The organism is Actinomycetota bacterium (assembly GCA_019347575.1).
Classification (GTDB): Bacteria; Actinomycetota; Nitriliruptoria; order Nitriliruptorales; family Nitriliruptoraceae; genus JAHWKY01.
The window spans coordinates 37,684-59,462 of sequence record JAHWKY010000019.1 but is presented as its reverse complement, the minus strand read 5'-3'; the positions used below and the strand labels follow the sequence as shown (position 1 = coordinate 59,462).

The following is a 21,779-nucleotide window of genomic DNA, read 5'->3' as shown; positions in this document are numbered from 1 at the left end:
AACCGTTGAACCGGAGCATCAGGTTCACCGGTTCAATCTTCCGAGGCTGAGCGGACGACGGCGAGGGCGTCGAGGGCGACGACGCCGTCGGGGCGGGCGAGCAGCGGGTTGAGGTCGAGCTCCACGAGGTCGTCGCCGAGGTCGAGCGCGAGGTCCTGGACCGCCATGACGGCGTCGACGAGCGCGTCGAGGTCGGCGGCGGGGCGACCTCGCGCCCCGGTCAGCAGCGGCAGCCCGCGCACCTCGCGGACCATCCGCTCGGCCTCGGCGCGGGTGAAGGGCACGACCCGGAAGGTGACGTCGCGGTACACCTCGACCGCCACCCCGCCGATCCCGAACACGACCGTCGGCCCGAACAGCTCGTCGCGGACGAGGCCGAGGATGGTCTCGGTCCCGCCGCTGAGCTGCTCGGCCACGAGGACGCCCTCGATCGAGTCGGGCGGGACGTGGCCCGTCACCGCGCCGAGCAGCCGGTCGTAGGTGTCCCGCACGCCCCGCTCGTCGAGGACGCCGAGGGCGACGAGCCCGAGGTCGGTCTTGTGCTGCAGGTGTGGCGACACAACCTTCATCACGACCGGGTAGCCGATCTCGGCTGCCGCCGCGACCGCCTCGTCGGAGGAGCTGCACAGCTCCTCGCGCGGCATCACGATGCCGTAGCCGTTGACCAAACGCTTCGCCGTGACCTCGCTGAGCGCCCCGCCGTCGCCGATGACCTCGCGCGCCACGGCCGCGCGGGCGTCGTGCGGGGCGCGGGGCGGCAGAGCGGAGACGTAGCTCGACCGGAAGCGGTGCCAGGCGAAGTACGCGCGGATCGCGGTGAGCGCGTTGCCGAGCGAGCGGAAGACCGGCAGGCCGCTGGGCAGGAGGATGTCGCGGTAGGCCGGTTCGGTTCCGACGGGGGAACCCCACACGACGCAGATCGGCTTGTCGGTGCCGCGAGCCGCATCGACGAGGTCCTGTGCGAACTTCTCCGAGATGGGAGGGACCGCACCGGGGATCGGCACGAGCAGCAGCGACACGGCGGGGTCGGCGAGGATCGCTTCGAGGATGCGGGGACCACGCTCGTCCCCGGTGGGGTGGCCACCGCTGTCGACGGGGTTGGACACGCGGAGGAAGGGCGCGATGAGCTCGTGCAGTCGTCCCTGGGTCGGCTCCGACAGCTCCGGGAGCTCGAGGCCGCGGGCGGCCGCGAGGTCCGCGGCGTGGGCCCCGGTGCCGCCGGAGATCGAGTAGATGGCGAGCCCGTTACCACGGGGCGGGGTGGCGCGCGCGAGCAGCATCGACACGTCGGCGAGCTCGTCGAGCGTGTCGACCCGGGTGACGCCGTACTGGCGGAAGGCCGCGTCGGTGACCTGGTCGGAGCCCGCGAGGTGGCCCGAGTGCGACCGCGCCCACGACCGGCCCACGTCTGTGCGGCCGACCTTCACGCACACGAACGGCACCGCGCGGGCGGCGGCATGGTCGAGCGCGCGCAGCAGCGCCCCGCCGTCCTTGAAGCCCTCGATGTACGCGGCGACGGCGCCGACGTCGTCCTGGTCGGCGAACCAACGCAGGAAGTCGGCGGCTTCGAGATCGGCCTCGTTGCCGGTGGGTGCCCACGCCTTGAGCCCGAGCCCGAGTTCCTGCGCCTGGTACAGCGGTCGTCCCTGGTGACCGGACTGGGTGATCAGACCGACGCGCTTGCCGCCACCGACGTCCGGGGAGAAGTCCTGGAACGCGTTGAGCGTGGTGTTCGGTCCGAGCAGCCGCAGGTCGGTGCCGGCCAGCATCTCGACGATGGCGCGCTGGCGCGCCTCGCCCTCGTCGCCGGTCTCGGCGAAACCGGCCGAGAAGAGGACCGCGAACCGCGCCTTCTTCTCGATGATCTCGGGCAGGACCGCCTCGGGCTTGCTGATGAGGATCGCGACGAGGTCCACCTCGCCGGGCACGTCGAGGATGGATCCGTACGCGGTCAGGTCGTCGACCCGCTCGCGACCGGGGTTGATCGGGATGACCTGCGCCCCGTGCGCCTCGCCCCAGCGCCGGATCTGGTCCCAGCTCATCCAGGCGGGTGAGTCGGGGTCGTCGGTGGCACCGATGACGGCGACGACGCGGGGCGTGAAGAACCGGTCGAGGTCCGCCACGCGCGCCTCCACGCCACCTCCTCCGGATCCCGCCCGTCGTGCTCGTCGCCGACGCAGAACCTGACGGTGTGTCAGGTTAGCGCTGGAGGCCCAGGAGTACCCTCGGACCCCGCTCCGTGGAGCATCTGGCTCACCTGTGAGACACATCCTCCACGCAGCCTCGCTCAGGGGGCCGTAACCCCCGCTGGGAGGAGAAGATGGCGACCGGACCGACGCAGCTGCTGGAGACGGCGAGCGCGGCGTTCGGTCGTCGTGTCGAGCCGGTCGCGGTGCTGGCGAACTCCGCCGAGCCACTGGCGATCGCGTGCCACGCGATGGCGGGTCGCTTCCTCGAGGGCGGGACCCTGATCGCCTTCGGCAACGGCGGCCCGACGACCGACGCGCAGCACGTGTCGGTGGAGTTCGTCCACCCCGTCATCGTCGGCAAGCGCGCGCTGCCAGCCATCTCGCTCAACGCCGACGCGGCGAGCTTCACGAGCGTCGCGTCGCGACACGGCTTCGACGAGGTCTACGCGCACACGCTCCGCGTCGTGGGCCGGCCCACCGACATCGCACTCGGGCTGTCCCACGACGGCGACTGTCGCAACGTGCTGCGTGGTCTCGAGGCCGCGCACGAGGCCGGGCTGCTGACGATCGCGCTCGTCGGAGGTGACGGTGGTGCCATCGCCGACAGCGGAGCCGTCGACCACGTCCTGCTGGCGGCGTCCGACGATCCGTTGGTGGTGAAGGAGGCTCACGTCACGACCTACCACGTGCTGTGGGAGCTGGTCCACGTCTTCCTCGAGCAGCCGGACGTCGTGACCGGCGACGCATCCGCGGCCGAGACGGGTCCCGACGGCCTAGGCGAGCTCTACCCGTTCCTGTACGAGGGCGGCTCGGACATCGAGGCCGTGCTCGAGGAGGTGGCTGCGTCCAGCCGCGACAAGGTCGCCGAGGTCGTGCAGCTCCGCACCCGGACCGGCGAGGCCTACGCCGACGAGCTCGCACGGGCGGCCGCGGCGCTGGGGGAGTCCTTCCGGAGGGGTGGGAGGCTGCTCAGTTGCGGGAACGGCGGGAGCAGCAGCGACGCGCAGGAGGTTGCTCGCGTCCACCTCGACCCGCCTCACGGCTGGTCGCCGGTGCCGGCGCTGTGCCTGACCAACGATGTCGCGGTCATCACCGCCCTGTCGAACGACGTCGACTTCGAGGTCGTGTTCTCCCGCCAGGTGCGCGCCTTCGGCCGCCCCGGTGATGCGTTCGTCGCGCTGTCGACGAGCGGCAACTCGCCCAACCTCATCCGCGCGTTCGAGGCTGCCCGAGAGATCGGGATGGTGACGGTGGGGTTCGCGGGTGGGGATGGCGGGACGATGGCGAGCAGCGACGCCATCGACCACCTCTTCGTCGTGCCGTCCGCGTCGGTGCACCGCATCCAGGAGGTCCAGACGACGCTCTACCACGTGCTGCGTGAGCTCACGGCTGCGGCGATGACGGCCTGACCGAGGCTGATGCCACCGTCGTTGGGTGGCACCCGCCGGTGGGTGAGGACCTCGAAGCCCGCCTGCGTCAGCGCCGCGAGCACGCCCTCGACCAAGCGCACGTTCTGGAAGACCCCTCCGGACAGCGCCACCGTCGTTAGTCCCGTCACCCCCCGGACGTGCTCCGCCGCCTCGACCACGACGCCGATCAGCCCGGCGTGGAACCTCGCGGCGATGGTCGGCGCCGGCACACCATCCCGGAGGTCGTCGACGACGGCCCGGATCAGGTCGCTCGCGGCGATGGTGAACGGCGCCCCGCTCGTGTCCAGCGTCGCTGGGTAGGCGGCGTCCACCGTGACATCGGCGGCCTGCTCCAGCTCGATGGCGGCCTGGCCCTCGTAGGTAACGGCGTCGCGGATGCCGACGAGGGCGGCGACCGCGTCGAACAGCCGCCCCACGCTCGAGGTGGGTGGGGAGTTGATGCCGGAGCGGCCGACCGCGACGACGTCGTCCCAGCGCTCGGCGTTGCGTCGGCGGACCTCCAGAGCCTCTGACGCGAGACCAGCGGCGTCGAGGTGGGTGGCGGCCATGCGCCACGGTTCACGGATGGCGGCGGCTCCGCCCGCGAGCGGGACGGTCGAGAGGTGGCCGACGCGGTCGTGTTCGGCGCGGTCGGCGACCAGCACCTCGCCCCCCCAGATGGTCCCGTCGTCGCCGTAACCGGTGCCGTCGAACGCGAACCCGATGACCGGCCCGTCGACGGCGTTGTCCGCGAGACACGAGACGATGTGGGCGTGGTGGTGCTGCACGCCCACGAGTTCGACGTCGTCGAGTTCGGACGCGTACTTCGTCGACAGGTACTCGGGGTGCAGGTCGTGGGCGACGACCTCCGGGGAGATGTCGAACAGGCGCGCGAAGTGGGCGATCCCGTCGGTGAAGGCTCGCAGCGTCTCGTGGTTCTCGAGATCGCCGATGTGGTGCGAGACGAACACGTGCTGGTCCTTCGCGAGCGCGAAGGTGTTCTTCAACTCGGCGCCGACCGCGAGGACGTGACGCGGGAACGGCCACGCGACCTCGACCGGGCGTGGGGCGTAACCACGCGATCGCCTGAGCGGGGTGACGCGATCGCCGATCACCCGAACGACCGAGTCGTCGACGCGGGTGTGGATGGGGCGCTCGTGGGTGAGGAAGGCGTCGGCGATGGGTCCGAGGCGCTCGAAGGCGTCGTCGTCGCGGAAGGCGATGGGCTCGTCGGACACGTTCCCGCTCGTCAGCACGAGGGGGCGGTCGACCGCAACCAACAGCAGGTGGTGCAGGGGGGTGTAGGGCAGCATCAGCCCGAGCGAGCGGTTCCGTGGGGCGACGGACGAGGCGATCGCGGCGTCCTGGCGTCGCGGCAGCAGCAGGATGGGGCGCTCGCGGCCGGTCAGCAGCTCCGCTTCGGTCTCCCCGACCTCGCAGAGCTCGCGTGCCGTCGCCAGGTCGGCGACCATCAGGGCGAAGGGCTTCTCCTCGCGGTGCTTGCGCCGCCGCAGCGCCGCGGTCGCCTCCTCCGATGTCGCGTCCACCGCGAGGTGGTACCCACCGACACCCTTCACCGCGACGACCCGGCCGTCCAGGAGCAGCCGTGCCGTCTGCTCGATGGGGTCGCCTCGGAGCACCTCGCCCGATGACGCGACGAGACGCAGCGACGGCCCACAGGCGGGACAGCACACCGGCTGGGCGTGGAAGCGACGGTCGCGAGGGTCGGCGTACTCGGCGGCGCAGGCCTCACACATGTCGAACCGCGCCATCGTCGTGTTGGGACGGTCGTAGGGCACGCCCGTGACGATGGTCAGCCGCGGCCCGCAGTTCGTGCAGTTCGTGAACGGGTACCGGTGGCGACGATCACGGCGGTCGGTCACCTCAGCGAGGCAGTCGTCGCACGTGGCGACGTCGGGCGAGATCTGTGCCGTCCGCACCCCGCCGGCGTCGCTGGCGACGATCGTGAAGGTGTGCGTGCCGACCGGCGTGAGTGGTTCGACGTCGAAGCGCTCGATCCGAGCGAGCGGTGGCAGTTCGACGGGGAGCCTCGTGAGGAACCGTTCGATCGCTGGTTCGCGCCCCTCGATCTCGATGAAGACCCCGGCCGCGTCGTTGCCGACGTGACCGGTCAGGCCGAGCTCGGTCGCCAGCGCGTACACGTACGGACGGAACCCGACCCCCTGCACGGTGCCGTCGATCCGGACGCCACGACGGATCCGCTCCTCGGTACTCCCCAGTGGGACACCTCACGCTCGGTCACGCGCCGACCGGGTCGGGCGTGAACGAGCGTAGTGAGGGCAGTGTCAGTGGTTGCGGAGGGCGTTGATGAGCTCCTTCTTACTCATGTCGGAGCGGCCCTCGATGCCGACGTCCTTGGCCTTCTCGTACAGCTCGTCCTTGTTCCAGTCCTCGTACTTGCTCGAGGAGCCACCGCGCTTGCCGGCCTTCGAACGGTCGGCGTTGGCGATGCGGGCGGCCTTCTCCTTCGACATGCCCTCCTCGCGCAGGGACTCGTACTGCTCGTCGTCCTTGACCGATGGTCCGTGGTCCTTCTGACCCAAGGTTGATCCTCCTCGTAGCTGGCGGTTCCAAGGTGCGTGCCCGAGGCGGCGCTCGCTCGCCCCTTGCCCGACCGGACGGAGGGCGGTCCCGCGGTCGTGGGTACGTTCGTCCGGAGAGGTAGCACGAGGAGGAGTGCTCAAGTAGCGAAGCGGTAGCACGAGGAGTGCTCAAGCAGCGGAGCGGTAGCACGAGAGTGAGGGAAGGGGGCATGCGTGGACTGGCTCGGCGCCGAGGAGTACTGGCTCGCGCGCTGGCTGTTCCAGCGTGCCCTGGCGGCGATCTACCTCCTCGCTTTCGTGGCGGTCGTCCACCAGTGGCGCGGGCTGCTCGGAGACGACGGGCTGACACCCGCCCGTCGCTTCGTGGAACGGGTGGCCTTCCGTCAGAGCCCCAGCCTGTTCCACTGGCGCTACTCCGACGGGGGCGTGCTGGTGGCGGGCTGGCTCGGGATCGGTCTGTCAGCCGCCGCGGTCCTGGGCCTCACCGAGTCGGGACCGATCGTGGTCTCGATGGGGACGTGGATCGTCCTGTGGGCGCTGTACCTGTCGCTGCTCAACATCGGCCAGGTGTGGTACGCGTTCGGGTGGGAGTCGCTGCTGGTCGAGGCGGGCTTCCTCGCCATCTTCCTCGGGCCGGCCGACGTCGCCCCGCCTCTGCTGGTGATCTGGTTGCTGCGCTGGCTGCTGTTCCGGGTCGAGTTCGGGGCGGGACTCATCAAGCTGCGGGGCGACCCCTGCTGGCGCGACCTGACGTGCCTGGAGTACCACCACGAGACCCAGCCGATGCCCAACCCGCTGAGCTGGTACTTCCACCACCTGCCACGGTGGGCGCACCGGATCGAGGTCGGCGCGAACCACGTCACCCAGCTCGCGATCCCCTTCCTGCTCTTCACCCCGCAGCCGGTCGCGAGCGTCGGCGGCGCGGTGATCGTGGTGACGCAGGCCTACCTGATGGTGTCGGGCAACTTCGCCTGGTTGAACGCCCTGACGCTCGTGCTGGGGTTCACCGCCCTGAGCGGTGGGTTCCTCGACGCGCTGCTGCCGGCGTCAGCCCCGGCGGACCTGGCCGACCCGCCGGTGTGGTTCGGCGGGCTCGCCATCGCGCTCACCGCGCTGGTGGCGGTCCGCTCGGTGCCGGTCGTGCGCAACCTGCTGTCACCGGGTCAGGCGATGAACCGCAGCTTCGACGCCCTGCGGCTGGTGAACACGTACGGGGCGTTCGGCTCCATCACCAAGACCCGCTACGAGATCGTGGTGGAGGGCACGCTCGACGACCCGGCCGACACGTCCGCGGAGTGGCGCGAGTACGAGTTCAAGGGCAAGCCCACCGACGTTCGCCGCAGACCGCCGCAGGTCGCCCCGTACCACCTCCGACTCGACTGGCTGATGTGGTTCGCGGCGATGTCGCCCTCGCCGGGGTTCCGCGACCGCTGGTTCGTCCCGATGATCGAGGCGTTGCTGGCCGCTAACCCCAGGATCCTCGCGCTGCTCCGGGATGACCCCTTCGACGGCGAGCCGCCCCGCGCGGTGCGGGCGATCCGCTACCGCTACCGGTTCAGCTCCCCGGCCGAGCGGAGGGAGAGCGGGGCGTGGTGGACACGCGAACCGGTCGGCACCTACGTCCCCGCGGTCGCACGTCAGGGATCAGGCGCCTCTCACGGATCGATGCGCGGATGACACGCCATCCCGCGTCAACTACACATCGCTGCTGCGAGGAGGAGGAGGAGGGACACGGGGCGCACACGTCGAAGTAGGCGGTGAGGCGAGGCGATCCCCCGCCCGAATGCTCCAGGAGTGACCCCGATGCGCCGTCCCATCCTCGCCGCCCTCGCCGCCCTGGCGCTGGCCGCCACCGGCTTCACCACCGCGGTATCCCCGACCGGACAGCTCGGCGACGGCAACATCACGGGCGTGGGGACGCTCGGGTTCGACGGGGCGTACGCGAACTCGCCCAACGTCTACTACCTCGGGACGCTCTTCACCGAGTCGCCGGGTGTGGGCGGCAAGTACGTCGAGGTCGAGGGCCAGCCGCGCTTCTACATGACCGGCGTCAAGGGCCTGTCGATCTACGACGTCTCGGTGCCCACCGCGCCGGTCCTGATGGGACACCTCCCGCTCGGGCACTTCCAGAACGAGGACGTCGACGTCTCCGCCGACGGTTCTCGCGCCATCATCTCGATCGACACCGTTGGGGTCTCGCCGACCGGCGGGCGCGCCGGCACGCTCGGCGGCGTCTACGTGATCGACATCGAGGAGGTCGTGCCGGGACGGGTGCTGCGGCCGCAGATCAGTGCCTACATCCACGAGCGCAACCACACCTCCACCTGTGCCGATGACGCCTGCGAGTGGATCTACGGCTCGAGCAACGACATCCTCCACGTCGAGGGCAAGGGTCCGGACGACACCACGATCACGCGGGTCGGGGCGGGCGTGACCGGCGGACACGCGTGGAACCGCGATGAGGCCGGGATCATGATCAGCGACTCGGGTACGCGCTTCGTGGTCGATCCCAGCGACGATCCCGCGAACCCGACGGTCGTCACCAGGGGCCAGCCACCCGCCAACGACCGCTACCAGCACAACAACGTGCGCCCCGACGCGCTCGGCTTCGTGCCACGCGCTCCGCGAGAGCAGTGGGACGAGCACCCCGAGGACTCCTACCAGGAGGGCTCATTCGAGGGCACCTCGGCGCTGCGTGCCGGCGAGCTGTTCATCGGCAACGCCGAGACCACCGTCAACCCGTTCTGCGACAACGCCGGCGGTCTTTCCACCTGGGACATGCGCGACTGGGACAAGGGCCGCGAGATGGCGCTCGTGGAGCAGCTCAAGCCCGCCAACGGCTTGCTCGTGACCGACGGCCGCCCCGTGGTCAACGCGGGTCTCGGCTGCTCCGGTCACTGGTTCACGGTCCAGGACGACCTGATCGCCGCGTCGTGGTACGAGCACGGCACGCGCTTCGTGCAGGTGGACAGCTCCAACGGCGAGATGACGGAGGTGGGTTGGTTCCAGCCGGTCGTCACCGAGGCGGGGGCTGCCCACTTCGTCGGCCAGGTCGAGGTACCGGGAGTCGGGCGGACGCTCGACATCGTCTACAACGTCGACTACGCCCGCGGCATCGACATCATCGCGTTCGACCGCGAGGGCATCCCACCCACCGACGAGCAGCTGATCGGGTCGTGGTACCAGAACCTCGACCGCTTCCAGACGGGCGCGTTCGCGAACACCGAGCGCTACCTCTGCAACCTCGCGTCGACCAACGGCGGCGCGGTCCCGACAGGCACCACGTTCGCCGATGCGCTGGTCGCCACCGCGGCGGAGTAAGCCCGACGATCTACACGTCCGCGGATTCCCCCGCCCCGAGCACGACGACCTTGGCGATGCCGCAGTACTCGCCGAACTGGTCGGGGTTGGCGATGAAGTAGTCGTAGTGGATCGGGATGACCGTCTCCGCCCCGAGCATCTCGACGAACCGGTAGGCGTCACGGAAGCTGATGCTCGGTCCCGCGATCGGCGCCGCGAGCACCTCGACCGACAACCCTGGCAGCTCGCGCCCGTCGCCGGGGTGGAAGAAGCGTCCGTCGATGACGTAGCCCGTGTTCGGTGGGCCCGGCGAGCCGTCGACCATCTCGACGTGGGGCAGGTCGCGAGCCTCGACCTCGAACCCCGCCACGTCGAAGCTCTGGCGGTTGACGACCTCGGTCGAGCGTTCCGCCCCGAGGATCTTGCACACGTCGGCGTTGCCGTACATGGCGATGCCGCGCTCCTCGATGCCGTCGAGCCTGGACTCATCGAGGTGGTCGGCGTGGCGGTGCGTGTAGAGCACCGCGTCGATGTGACCGAAGTCGTCGAGGTCGAAGTCGGCGAACGCGAGCGTCCCCGGGTCGATCAACACCCGCCCCGCGTCCGGCTTCTCGAGGACCAGTGTCGACTGTGGGTACTTGGTGACCTTCACGGTGGCTCCTCCCGACGGAACTTGACTACTCGGGTGCATCTGGATGCCCCCAACCATTCAAGTTGCGTGAGGGTGGAGCGCAAGGGACGTTCGTCGGAGCGCCCCGCGGTTCCTGACGCCCCGTCAGGAACCGGTAGCCTCGGCGCCTCACACCCACCTCCGGAGGTCGCGAGTTGGCCGGGTTCCTCGAGGGCAAGAGCGTCGCGGTGACCGGTGCGGGGCGCGGTATCGGTCGCGCGGTCGCGCTCGCGTGCGCCGCCGAGGGCGCCAACGTGGTCGTCGCCGACATCGGTGTCGAGATGGACGGCTCCGACCCCAAGTCCGAGATCGCCGAGCAGGTCGCGAAGGAGATCGAGGCGGCCGGCGGGACCGCCATCGCGCTCAGCGCCGATGTGACCTCGATGGCCGACGGGGCGCGGATCGTGAACACCGCGATGGAGGAGTGGGGGACCATCGATGGGGTCGTGTGCCCCGCCGGGATCCTGCGTGAGCGCATGCTGTTCAACATGAGCGAGGATGAGTGGGACGCGGTGATCGATGTGCACCTCAAGGGACACTTCACCGTGTTCCGCGCGGCGACCGAGGCGATGCGTGAGCAGCGCAGCGGCAGCCTCGTCGGGTTCACCAGCGGGGCGTTCCAGGGCTCGATCGCGCAGGCCAACTACTCCGCGGCCAAGGGCGGCATCGTCAGCCTCGTGCGGTCGGCGGCGGCCGGCATGCGCAAGTACGGCGTCCGCGCCAACGCCATCGCCCCGGTCGCCAAGACGAGGATGAGCGACAACGTCCCCATGTCGATCGAGATGGGGGAGGCCGAGGACGTTGCCCCCATGGTCGTCTACCTGCTGTCCGACGCGGCGAAGGATGTGACCGGTCAGGTCTACACCGCGGTCGGAGCCCGCCTCGCGGTCTGGAACCAGCCCCAGGAGGTGCGCGAGATCAGCACGGGCGCCCGCTGGTCGCCCGACGAGATCGCGGCGCGCTTCGATGAGCTCGGGCAGGAGCGGATGCCGCTGTTCGACCTGATGGACCAGTGGGCAGGCTCTCAGCAACGGGACGGCTGAGCCGGTGACCGTCTCGTGGCTGTACCTGGTGGGTGCGCTCATCGGGGCGTGGTTCACCAAGTCGGCGCTGTGGCCCTCGCGCCTGCCATGGGGCATCCCGAGCTTCTTCGCCGGGTGGCTCACCAACGAACTGGTCGTGCACCACTACGTCTGGCAGGCCGTGGCCGCGGGTCTGTTCATCGCCAACGGGGCGCTGGAGCACTGGCCAGGATGGGTCGCGCTCGGCTTGACGCTGCTGCAGTGGGTCGGCAACGCCTACATCCTGCGCAACGTCCTCCGTGCCCGGTCCCTCGTCGAGGAGGTGCTGCGCGAGGGCTTGCCCGAGGAGCCTCCCCCGCGCCAGCGCGACCGTGCCGCGAGGCGCCTGCGGCTGCGGTGGCTGATCGCCCCGATCGCGCGCCACCCCGCCGTGACCTCGCAGTGGCATCGTCCCTGGGCCCGCGTCGGCGGGAAGGAGCTGCGCCTCGACATCCACCGGCCGAAGGATCCCGAGCCGACCGCCCCGGTACTCGTCTACGTCCACGGCGGCGGGTGGGTGATCGGGTTCCGTGAGCGGCAGGGCCTGCCCTTGATGTTCGAGCTCGCCGCGCTGGGGTGGGTGTGCGTGTCGATCGACTACCGACTCTCGCCAGCCGCCACCTTCCCCGATCACCTGATCGACGTGAAGCACGGCATCGCCTGGGTCCGCGAGCACGCCGACGAGCTCGGGATCGATCCGAGCAAGCTGGTCATCGCCGGCAACTCGGCCGGTGGTCACTTGGCCGCGCTCGCCGCGTTGACCCCGGGCCGTCCCGAGCTGCAGCCCGGCTTCGAGCACGCCGACACCTCGGTCGGAGCCTGCCTGCCCTTCTACGGCATCTACGACCTCCTCGACCGCGACGCCGGTTTCGGCTTCGACGACTGGATGCGCTTCGTGCAGGAGTACCTCCTCAAGGCGTTCGTCGACGAGCGCCCCGACCTGTTCGAGCTCGCCTCGCCGATCGACCAGATCAACCCCGACGCGCCCCCGTTCCTCGTCGTCCACGGATCGAAGGACTCGCTCGCCCCGACCTCGACCGCGCGCGAGTTCGTGCGTCAACTCCGCGAGGTGAGCGCCAACCCGGTGCTGTACCTCGAGCTGCCCGGCACCCAGCACGCCTTCGATGTGTTCCCGTCGATCCGGTCGATCGCGGTCATCGACGGGTGCGTGCGTTTCCTGGAGCAGGTGCGGACGCGGTGGCGTAACGTCCGCGATGCCGAGGCCAGCGACGACGAGCAGGCCGAGGGCTCAAGTAGCGAAGGGGTAGCACAACCCGAGTGCTCAAGTAGCGAAGCGGTAGCACAACCCGAACGCGACAACGATGCGCGCGTGGGAGCCACGCGGGACGCCGAGCCGAGGGGACGGCGATGAGACGGGTCGACGGCAAGGACGCGATCTTCCTCTACATGGAGACGGCGAACGTCCACCAGCACGTCACGTTCGCAGGTGTCTTCGACCCGTCCACCATCCCCGGTGGCCTACAGCACCCCCGGGAGATCCACCAGCGCGTGCGCGACCTGATCTCGAGCCGCCTCCACCTGTTCCCACCGTTCCGCCAGCGACTCGTCGAGGTCCCCCTCGACCTGGACCATCCGATGTTCATCGAGGACCCGAACTTCGACCTCGACTTCCACGTGCGGCGGGCCGCGTTGCCGGCACCGGGCGGGGCGCGCGAGCTGGCCGAGTACGTCGGCCAGCTGCACTCGCGGCCCATGGACCGCCACCACCCCTTCTGGGAGATCCACGTCGTGGAAGGCATCGAGGACGGACGCTGGGCGATGGTCGGCAAGGCCCACCACGTCATCATCGACGGTGTCGGTGGCAGCGAGATGATGATCCACCTCTTCGACCTCGACCCCGAGCCGCGTCAGGTCGATCCGCCCGAGAGCGCCTGGGTACCCGAGGACGTGCCCTCCGACGTGAGGCTGCTCGGCAAGGCGGTGGTCTCCAACGTCGTCAACCCACCCAAGCTGCTCCGGACCGTGGCAGGAACCGCCGGGACGGTGGCGGGTCTGCTGAAGGACCGGGTCACCTCGAAGGAGGACGACGGCGGCATCGCCACCCTGGGGCCGCACACGCTGCTGAACGAGCCGGTCGGTCCCCACCGGCAGGTCGCTTTCGGCAAGGTCAGCCTCGACGAGCTGAAGACGATCAAGGCGGCGTTCGACGTCAAGCTGAACGACGTGGTGCTGGCGATCAGCGGACGCGCACTCCGCGCGTTCCTCCGTGAGCACGGCGACGATCCCGATAAGTCGCTGGTCGCCGCGTGTCCGATCTCGATCCGCGTCGAGGGCGAGGAGTCTGCCGGCAACCAGGTCGCCGGCATGACCGTGCCACTCGGGGACATCGAGGACGACCCGGTCGACCAGCTCCGCGCCATCCAGCGCGTCACCGGCAAGGCCAAGGAGAGACTCGGGGCGCTGAGCGCCGACATCATGCGGGACTGGACCCAGCACGCGACCCCGGCGATCGCGGTCCAGGCGTTCCGCTTCTACAGCCAGCTCGGCCTGCAGAAGCGTCACCCTCCTCTGGCGAACGTCACGATCAGCAACGTGCCGGGGCCGCCGATCCCGCTGTACGTCGCCGGGTCGCAGATGCAGTCCATGTACCCGCTCGGCCCGCTCGTGCACGGCCAGGGCCTCAACATCACGCTGGTGAGCTACCTCGACACGATGTTCATCGGGCTGGTCGCTTGCCGCGACACCGTCCCCGACGTGTGGCCCCTCATCACGGCCTGGGAGAAGGCCATGTCCGAGTTCCTGGAGGCCGCCGAGCACGCCTGAGCACCCAGAAGGTCGAACCAGTGAACCCGATCGACCGGTTCAGGGGTTCAACCTTCGGTTCAGGGGTTCAACCTCGGGTGGGACGGGTCAGCGGGGCTCGGCGGAGATGAAGAGGCCGGTGGCCTCCGCGAGGAGATCGTCGTCGCAGCGGACCTCCGCGCGGACCCGGACCTTGCGCCCCGCTCGCTCCTCCACCCACGACTCGAACCGGATGGGCAGGTGCAACGGCGTGGGGCGGTGGAAGCGGATGGTGAGCTCACCGGTGGGACCGACCTGGCCCGAGCCGATCTGGCCCACGCCGAGGATCTCGTCGAGCGCAGCCGCGACGACGCCGCCGTGGACGTGGCCGGGAGGTCCCTCGTAGCGCTCGTCGAACACGGCGGTGCCGACGGCGCGTGCACCGTCGAACGACAGCATCAGCGGCGGGGCGACGGGGTTGCCCTGACCGCTGACCGGCGAGCGCTCGACCAGCCGACCGTCGCCGTTGGGTGCTCGCGCCGGCGACTCCGCGCGGACCGGCTCGGTCACGAGGTGCGCCTGGGCGGTCTCCAATGCCGCGATCGTGTCGCCGAGGTCGGCCGCCTCGGTATCGACCGCGAGCAGCTGGTTCGAGATCGCTCGGAGCAGAGCTGTGACCCGGTGGCGGGCCACCCGAGCGGGCGACGCATCGCTGTCCGGGGCGAAGTAGATGTCGAGGATCTCCTGGGGGACCGTCACGGGAACGACTCCGACCGCTGTGGACACGAAACTAGAACGTGTTATACCTTGCCTGGTCCTGCATCCACGTCGGCGCTCGGGGAGAGCGATGCACATCGGGCTGACGCCGGAGCAGCAGGCGTTCCGACACGAGGTCCGCTCGTACTTCGAGTCCGTCCTGACGGCCGACGTCCGCGCCCAGGTCCACCGCGAGGTGCACGGTGTCGGCATCGACGCACGTCTCGGAGACGACAGCGCCTACCGCCAGCTGATCCGACGGTTCGGCGCCGACGGGTGGCTGTGCCCGACGTGGCCGTCCGAGTGGGGTGGGCGCGATCTGTCACCGGTCGAGGCGTTCGTCTTCTTCGACGAGACCCAGCGCATCGGCGCCCCGATCCCCTTCCTGGCCACCAACACCGTCGGTCCGACGATCATGGCCCATGGCACCGACGAGCAGAAGGCCCGCTACCTCCCCGGGATCGCGGCGGGCGAGACGCTGTTCGCGATCGGCTACTCCGAGGCTTCGTCCGGCACGGACCTCGCCAGCCTGACGACTCGCGCAGTCCTCGATGGCGACACGTGGGTGATAGACGGCCAGAAGATGTGGACCAGCCTGATCCACGTCGCGGACCACGTCTGGCTCGCGTGCCGTACCGACCCGACAACCGCTCCCGGCGCCCACCCAACGCCCGGCGCGAAGAAGCACGAGGGCATCTCGATCATCATCGTCCCCACCGACAGCCCCGGGTTCAGCTGGACCAAGGTGTCGACCATGGGCGGTGGCCTCACCTCCGCCACCTACTACGAGGACGTCCGCGTCCCGGTGGCCAACCTCGTCGGGGAGGTCAACGAGGGCTGGCGCTTGATCACGAGCCAGCTCAACCACGAACGCATCGCCCTGGCGCCTTCCGGCGTGGTCGAGCGACGCCTCGACGCCGTCCGTGCCTGGGCGCAGCAGAGCAAGCTCCCCGACGGCCGTCGCGTGATCGACCAGGAGTGGGTCCAGGTCAACCTCGCCCGGGTCCGCGCGAAGCTGGAGTACCTGCGCCTGCTCAACTGGAAGGTCGCGTGGGAAGCGTCGGAAGGACGCATCGATCCGGCCGATGCCTCCGCGATGAAGGTGTTCGGCACCGAGTTCTTCATCGAGGCGTGGCGCCTGCTCATGGAGGTGGTCGGCGACGCCTCCGTCCTGCAACCCGACGCTGCCGGAGCGGTGCTCGACGGGGACCTCGAGGAGATGATCCGCCGCGCCGTCATCCTGACGTTCGGCGGCGGCGTCAACGAGATCCAGCGCGACATCATCGCCTGGCTCGGTCTCGACATGCCGCGTGGGACGAGGTAGCCGCGTGGACTTCCGCCTCGACGAAGCCCAGGAGACCGTCCGCGACCTCGGGGCGCGGATCCTCGGAGGCCAGGTCACCAACGCCTCGCTCGACACGCTCGACGCCGCGGGGGAGTGGTTCGACCGCTCGACCTGGCGTGAGCTCGCCGACGCGGGCCTGCTCGGCATCGCGCTCCCCGAGGAGCACGGTGGCGGCGGCCTGACCTTCCTCGAGCTGCACCTGCTGCTCGAGCAGGTCGGGGCACACGTGGCTCAGGTGCCGGCATGGGAGACGCTGGTGCTCGGGGCGTTGCCGATCGCAGCGTTCGGGACCGAGCAGCAGCGTGCACGTCTCCTGCCCGGCGTCGTCGCGGGCGAGGTCACCTTGAGCGGGGCGCTCGGGACGACCCACGACCCCGACGTGGTGGCGACACCCGATGGCGACCACTGGAGGCTCAACGGAAGCCGCAGCGTCGTGCCGCTCGCCCCGCTCGTCGATCACCTCGTCGTCGCTGGGGTGACCAGCGACGGTGACGAGGGCCTCCACCTCCTCGACGCCGACAGCGAGGGCCTGAGCATCACCGCCGGATCGCTCACCGGCGGCTGGCCGGCTGGCACGGTCGAGCTGGCCGATGCTCCCGCGGAGGCGCTCGGGATCCCCGGCGACGGCGCCCCGGCGTGGCTCCGTGAACGGGCCCTCGCCGGGCTCGCATCGCTGCAGTCGGGCGTGTGCACGCGCGCCGTCGAGCGTGCCGCCGCCTACACCTCCGAACGGGAGCAGTTCGGGCGCCCCGTCGCGACGTTCCAGGCGGTCGGTCACCGCGTCGCCGACGCCTACATAGACGCGGAGGCGGTGCGTCTGACCGCCCTGCAGGCGGCGTGGCGGCTGGCCGAGGGGCTCGCTGCGACCGACGAGGTCACCATCGCGAAGTGGTGGGCCGCAGAGGCCGGTCACCGCGTGCTGTACGGGGTCCACCACGTCCACGGTGGCGTCGGCGTGGACCACAGCTACGGCCTGCACCGCTACTTCGGCTGGGCCAAGCGCATCGAGTTCACGCTCGGCAGCGGCACCGACCAGCTGCTGAGCCTGGGCCGGACGCTCGCGGCCGAGCCCGCTTGACACGCACCGGACACGAGGAGCACGCGCTTGAGCGAGGCAACGAGGCTGGACGGCAAGGTCGCGATCGTCACGGGGGCGGGGCGCGGCCTCGGCCGCGTCGAGGCACTGGAGCTGGCGAAGCAGGGTGCGCGCGTCGTCGTCAACGACGTCGGGGCGAGCCCGGCGGGGGATCGCCGGGAGGTCGCGGAGCGACCGGGCGGGCGGGACAGTGCTGAGGGAGCCCGTCTCGCTGACGAGGTCGTGGCTGAGATCGCTGATCTGGGCGGCGAGGCGGTCGCGCACCACGGCGACGTCGCCGACACGGACGATGCCGACGGGCTCGTCCGCACCGCGATCGAGACGTTCGATGGCCTCGACATCCTCGTCAACAACGCCGGGATCATCCGCGACCGCATGCTCTTCTCGATGTCCGACGAGGAGTGGGACGCGGTGATCCGGGTCCACCTCCGAGGCCACTTCGCGACCTGCCGAGCGGCGACGTCGTACTGGCGAGACCGCTCCAAGGAGTCGGATGGGCCGGTCTACGCGCGCATCGTCAACACCTCCTCCGAGGCGTTCCTGATCGGCTCACCGGGCCAGCCCAACTACTCCGCCGCGAAGTCGGGGATCGTCGGGCTGACGATGTCGATCGCGAACTCGTGCGGGAAGTACGGCGTGCGTGCCAACGCCATCTGCCCCCGCGCGCGGACCCGCATGACCGCCGAGGTTTTCGGGGCGCAGGCCGAGGGCGACTACGACCCGATCGCGCCCGAGCACGTGGCACCGCTCGTCGCGTTCCTGTCCTCACCAGCGGCCGAGGCGGTGAGCGGTCAGGTGTTCGTCGTGCACGGCGGCTACGTGGGTCTGGTCGCCGCCCCGAGCCTCGAGCAGCGGTTCGACGCCGAGTCCGGGCACTGGGACGTGGAGGACCTCGCGGCCGCCGTGAGCAAGTACTGGGAGACCCGCGATCCCAAGCAGAGCTTCGCGGCGATCGAGCTTCTGAAAGCGGGCGGCATGTAGACGCGGCAGGGCCTACGGTTGGCCTCGAGCGACACGGCCGCCCACTTGTACGGCGGCCGTCAGAGCGACACGGCCGCCAACTTGTACGGCACGGGCGATGGGAGGAGCCGGAGTGAGCAGGGTACGAGTGCTGGCGCTCCTCATGCTCGCGAGCATGGTCACCGTGGCTTGCGGGGCGCGTCTGACCGACGAGCAACGGCAGTTCGTCATCGAGCAGGGCGCACTCGGGGCCACGACGGGCGGCGACACCACGGGGGCGGACGCTCCCACGACCGGGGCGACTGAGGTGCCGGCCACCACCACCGGTGGCACCACGACCGCAACGACCGGAACGACCGGTTCGACCGCAACGACCGGTACGGCGACCGGAGGCACGACCGGCGGGACGACGGGCGCGACCACCCAGGAGACCGCGACCTCCGGTGGGGAGACGACGGGCGGGACGGCCACGGGCGACGCGAGCACGACCGGGAGCGCCGGCGAGGGCACGACCGGTGGAGCGGCTGCCTGCGGCGCGTCGGTCGGGGCGGACGTGCCCCAGGTCGCGATCACCGACGACGTGATCAAGGTCGCGAACGCGTCCGACATCGGCGGGGCGGTCCCCGGGCTGTTCAAGGACGCACAGCTCGCCACCCTGGCCTACTTCGCGATGATCAACGGCACCGAGGGCGGGGTGTGTGGCCGCCAGCTCGACCTCGCCCGCTACGACACACGGCTCGACTCCAACGGCAACCGACAGGCCTACACCGACGCGTGCAGCAAGACCTTCGCCGCGGTCGGCTCGATGTCGGCGTTCGAGCAGGGCGCCGCCCCGGTCGTGCGCGACTGCAACTACCCCGACCTGCGCACCGCGGCGCCGAACAAGACCATGCAGCAGGTCCCCACCGCGTTCTCGACCGATGCGATGAGCCCCGGCTGGCAGCCGCTCGCGGAGTACAACTACTGGGCCACCCAGGCGGACGTGAAGCGCGCCGGCTTCTACTACATCAGGGCCGAGACGACCGAGTACCAGGTCAACGAGCTGGTCGTACCTGGCACCGAGGCGGGTGCCGGCTACGACTTCGTCGAGATCCAGGGCATCGACATCTCCGAGACCAACTACGGCTCCCACGTCCTCACCATGAAGAACCCATCCGACGGCGGTCCCCCGCTCGACTTCGTCGCCTTCCAGGGCGCGTGGCAGCAGGGTCTGCGGCTCGCGGACGCGATGCAGCAGCAGAACTACGCCCCGTCCATCTACGCCCTGCAGTCCAACGCCTACACCCCCGACATCCTCACCCAGGATCGCCGCGGGTCGCTCGCGGCGACGAACACCCAGATCGCGGTCCCGAGCGTGATCCTCGAGGAGGCGGACCGCCACCCCGAGCTGTTGCTCTACGCCCAGTGGGTCAACCAGGTCGAGCCGGGCGCGCGTCCCACCGGACTGGGCATCTACGCCTGGTCGGCGGCGCGCCTGTTCGTCGAGACCCTGAAGACGATGCCGGAGCTGTCGCGCACCGCGCTGATCGACAAGCTCGGTCAGGTCAACGGCTTCGAGGGCAACGGCCTCATCCCGCCGCAGAACATCGGGGAGAAGATCCCGGCGGACTGCGTGATCATCATCGCCCCGCGCGACGGGGCGTTCCACCGCGTCGAGCCCGCGGGTCAGGGCATGCGCTGCGACAACCACGTGCAACAGGTGCCGGTCGAGTGAGCTTCGACAGCTTCCTCAGCTTCACGATCTTCGGGTTGGTCGTGGGCTCTGCGTACGCGATCGCCGCCAGCGGCCTGGTCATCACGTACGCGACGTCGAACGTGTTCAACATGGCCCACGGCGCCGTCGGCATGGTGATGGCCTTCGTGTACTGGGAGCTCGACGTCAACCGTGGACTTCCCGCGGTCGTCGCGCTCCTCCTGGTCGTGCTGGTCATCGCCCCGCTGTTCGGCGCCATCATCGAGAGGGTGATGATGCGCCACCTTGCGGGCGCCTCGGTCACGGTGTCGTTGACGGTGACCGTCGGTCTGCTCGTGATGCTCATCGGTTTCGCCCAGAACCGGTGGCCGCCGACCGGACGGTCCGTGGAGGAGTTCTTCTCGGCGACCTCGTTCGAGGTGTTCGGTGTGTTCGTCACCGCGCACGAGGTGTTGACGTTCGTGATCGCGCTCGCGGTGGCGATCGCGCTCTACGTGCTCCTCAACCGCACCCGTACCGGGGTCGCGATGCGCGCGATCGTCGACAACCGGGAGCTGCTCGCGCTCCAGGGCGCGCGGCCCGGTCTGCTCGGGATGCTGTCCTGGGCGCTGGGCAGCTCGCTGGCGGCGCTGGCCGGCATCCTGCTCATCAACGAGCTCGGCCTCGACTACTTCCAGCTGACGCTGCTGGTGGTCAACGCGTACGCGGCGGCGATGCTCGGCAAGCTCGTCAACCTCCCGCGCACGTTCATCGGCGCCTTGATCCTGGGACTGCTGACCCAGTACTCGCTCCTGATCCAGCAGCAGGGGTTGCCGCAGGCGTTCGTCGAGCGTTTCGAGGGGGTCCTCGGCGGGTTCCGTGCCGCGCTCCCGACCGTCTTCCTGTTCGCCATCATGATCCTGCTGCCGCAGGAGAAGCTGCGGGTCGGCACGGTTCAGGGCGCCACGCTCGTGAAGGTGCCGACCTGGCGGCGGGCGGTCACGTGGGGCGTCGTGCTGATCACGGCCGTGGTGGTCATCACGCAGTTCGCCGGCGCCGCCAACACCGCCAACCTCGGCAACTCGCTCTCCCTGGCACTGATCATGCTGTCCCTGGTGGTGCTCACGGGCTACGGGGGCGATGTCTCGCTGGGCCAGATGACCTTCGTCGGCTTCGGCGCTCTCGTCGTGGCCCGGACCTTCGGTGGCAACCTCAACCTGGGAACGTTGCTCGCTGCGGGACTGGTCGCCGCGATCACCGGAGCGATCATCGCCATCCCGGCGCTCCGGCTCCGAGGTCTCTACCTCGGCCTCGCGACACTGGCGTTCGCGGTGGCGATGGACAAGCTCGTGTTCGAGACCTCGGAGTTGGGGTTCTCGCTGGGCGGTGCCGCGGAGGTCCAGCGGCCCACCGTGCTCGGCATCTCGCTGGCGAGCGAGGCGGCGATGACCGTCGCCGTCGCCGTCGCGTTCGTCCTGCTCGCGTTCTTCACCTTGTGGATCCGGCGCGGTCGCTACGGCCGTTTCCTGCTCGCGACCCGCGATAGCCCCGCGGCGTGCGGGACCCTCGGGCTCAACATCACCGGAACCCGGGTCGCGGTCTTCGCCATCTCCGCTGGGATGGCCGGGGTCGCGGGCGCCATGTTCTCGGGGATGCGGGTGTCCGTGGGCGCGGCCGACTTCACGATGTTCCAGAGCCTGCCGGTCCTCCTGCTCGCGGTCGTCGGAGGCATCACCTCCATCACGGGAGCGCTGATCGGTGGTATGGCGCTCGGTTGGTTGCCGGTACTGCAGGACCGCTTCCCGGCCGTCGGGGGGCTCGCAGCTCTGCTGATCGGTGTCGCGGCGATCCTGCTCGGCCGCAACCCCAACGGCATCGCGGGGTGGCTGTTCAAGACCGCCAAAGGCGGCACCGTCGACGAGGACGGCGACGAGCCGCGCCCCGCCTCGCTCGAGCCGGCTGATGACGACACGCTGGTCCTCGGGGAGGTGACCCCGGTTGGGTGACGTCATCCT

16 protein-coding genes are annotated in these 21,779 nt (G+C 70.0%); 11 read left to right on the top strand and 5 right to left on the bottom strand.

What is annotated here, in order from left to right; translation table 11 throughout:
* Nucleotides 1-32 precede the first annotated feature (32 nt).
* Complete coding sequence (locus tag KY469_13820; GenBank protein ID MBW3664172.1) at nucleotides 33-2,270, bottom strand: acetate--CoA ligase family protein; 2,238 nt, start codon at nucleotides 2,268-2,270, stop codon at nucleotides 33-35.
* A gap of 50 nt (nucleotides 2,271-2,320) precedes the next feature.
* Here KY469_13820 and KY469_13815 point away from each other — a divergent pair, with 50 nt between their 5' ends.
* Nucleotides 2,321-3,598: an SIS domain-containing protein gene (locus KY469_13815; protein MBW3664171.1), complete on the top strand. Its 1,278-nt coding sequence runs from the start codon at nucleotides 2,321-2,323 to the stop codon at nucleotides 3,596-3,598.
* Here KY469_13815 and hypF read toward each other — a convergent pair.
* Complete coding sequence (gene hypF, locus KY469_13810) at nucleotides 3,553-5,838, bottom strand: carbamoyltransferase HypF (protein MBW3664170.1); 2,286 nt, start codon at nucleotides 5,836-5,838, stop codon at nucleotides 3,553-3,555. The genes KY469_13815 and hypF overlap by 46 nt on opposite strands.
* 66 nt (nucleotides 5,839-5,904) lie before the next feature.
* A complete protein-coding gene (locus KY469_13805) occupies nucleotides 5,905-6,093 on the bottom strand; it encodes a Rho termination factor N-terminal domain-containing protein (protein MBW3664169.1) in 189 nt (62 codons plus the stop codon).
* A gap of 282 nt (nucleotides 6,094-6,375) precedes the next feature.
* Between KY469_13805 and KY469_13800 the strand changes: the two genes are divergently transcribed.
* Nucleotides 6,376-7,839, top strand: a complete 1,464-nt coding sequence (locus KY469_13800; protein ID MBW3664168.1) for a lipase maturation factor family protein — start codon at nucleotides 6,376-6,378, stop codon at nucleotides 7,837-7,839.
* Nucleotides 7,840-7,965: 126 nt separating this feature from the next.
* A complete protein-coding gene (locus tag KY469_13795; protein MBW3664167.1) occupies nucleotides 7,966-9,483 on the top strand; it encodes a hypothetical protein in 1,518 nt (505 codons plus the stop codon).
* Nucleotides 9,484-9,493: 10 nt separating this feature from the next.
* On the opposite strand, the gene KY469_13790 is transcribed toward KY469_13795, so the two are convergent.
* Complete coding sequence (locus KY469_13790) at nucleotides 9,494-10,114, bottom strand: MBL fold metallo-hydrolase (protein ID MBW3664166.1); 621 nt, start codon at nucleotides 10,112-10,114, stop codon at nucleotides 9,494-9,496.
* Nucleotides 10,115-10,287: 173 nt separating this feature from the next.
* On the opposite strand from KY469_13790, the gene KY469_13785 reads away from it, so the two are divergent.
* Genes KY469_13785 through KY469_13775 form a run of 3 tightly spaced genes read left to right on the top strand, consistent with a single transcriptional unit; the run spans nucleotide 10,288 to nucleotide 13,977 of the window.
* Nucleotides 10,288-11,175: an SDR family oxidoreductase gene (locus tag KY469_13785; GenBank protein MBW3664165.1), complete on the top strand. Its 888-nt coding sequence runs from the start codon at nucleotides 10,288-10,290 to the stop codon at nucleotides 11,173-11,175.
* Nucleotides 11,176-11,179: 4 nt separating this feature from the next.
* On the top strand, nucleotides 11,180-12,565 hold the full coding sequence (locus KY469_13780) for an alpha/beta hydrolase (GenBank protein ID MBW3664164.1): 1,386 nt from the start codon (nucleotides 11,180-11,182) through the stop codon (nucleotides 12,563-12,565).
* Nucleotides 12,562-13,977, top strand: a complete 1,416-nt coding sequence (locus tag KY469_13775; GenBank protein MBW3664163.1) for a wax ester/triacylglycerol synthase family O-acyltransferase — start codon at nucleotides 12,562-12,564, stop codon at nucleotides 13,975-13,977. The genes KY469_13780 and KY469_13775 overlap by 4 nt, the downstream gene beginning before the upstream one ends.
* 87 nt (nucleotides 13,978-14,064) lie before the next feature.
* Here KY469_13775 and KY469_13770 read toward each other — a convergent pair whose 3' ends face one another.
* Nucleotides 14,065-14,694 carry a PaaI family thioesterase gene (locus KY469_13770; GenBank protein MBW3664162.1) on the bottom strand — a complete coding sequence of 210 codons (630 nt, stop codon included), beginning with the start codon at nucleotides 14,692-14,694 and terminating at the stop codon, nucleotides 14,065-14,067.
* 88 nt (nucleotides 14,695-14,782) lie between these two features.
* On the opposite strand from KY469_13770, the gene KY469_13765 reads away from it, so the two are divergent.
* The 5 genes from KY469_13765 (at nucleotide 14,783) to KY469_13745 (ending at nucleotide 21,770) form a co-directional block, all read left to right on the top strand.
* Nucleotides 14,783-16,015: an acyl-CoA dehydrogenase family protein gene (locus KY469_13765; GenBank protein MBW3664161.1), complete on the top strand. Its 1,233-nt coding sequence runs from the start codon at nucleotides 14,783-14,785 to the stop codon at nucleotides 16,013-16,015.
* Nucleotides 16,016-16,019: 4 nt separating this feature from the next.
* Entirely contained in the window at nucleotides 16,020-17,114 is a 1,095-nt protein-coding gene (locus KY469_13760; GenBank protein ID MBW3664160.1) for an acyl-CoA/acyl-ACP dehydrogenase, read from the top strand.
* A gap of 27 nt (nucleotides 17,115-17,141) precedes the next feature.
* The gene (locus KY469_13755) at nucleotides 17,142-18,113 is read left to right on the top strand and encodes a 3-oxoacyl-ACP reductase (protein ID MBW3664159.1); all 972 of its coding nucleotides are present in this window, start codon (nucleotides 17,142-17,144) and stop codon (nucleotides 18,111-18,113) included.
* A gap of 112 nt (nucleotides 18,114-18,225) precedes the next feature.
* A complete protein-coding gene (locus KY469_13750) occupies nucleotides 18,226-19,806 on the top strand; it encodes a hypothetical protein (protein ID MBW3664158.1) in 1,581 nt (526 codons plus the stop codon).
* On the top strand, nucleotides 19,803-21,770 hold the full coding sequence (locus tag KY469_13745) for an ABC transporter permease (GenBank protein MBW3664157.1): 1,968 nt from the start codon (nucleotides 19,803-19,805) through the stop codon (nucleotides 21,768-21,770). Before KY469_13750 ends, KY469_13745 begins: the two co-directional genes overlap by 4 nt.
* Nucleotides 21,771-21,779 lie beyond the last annotated feature (9 nt).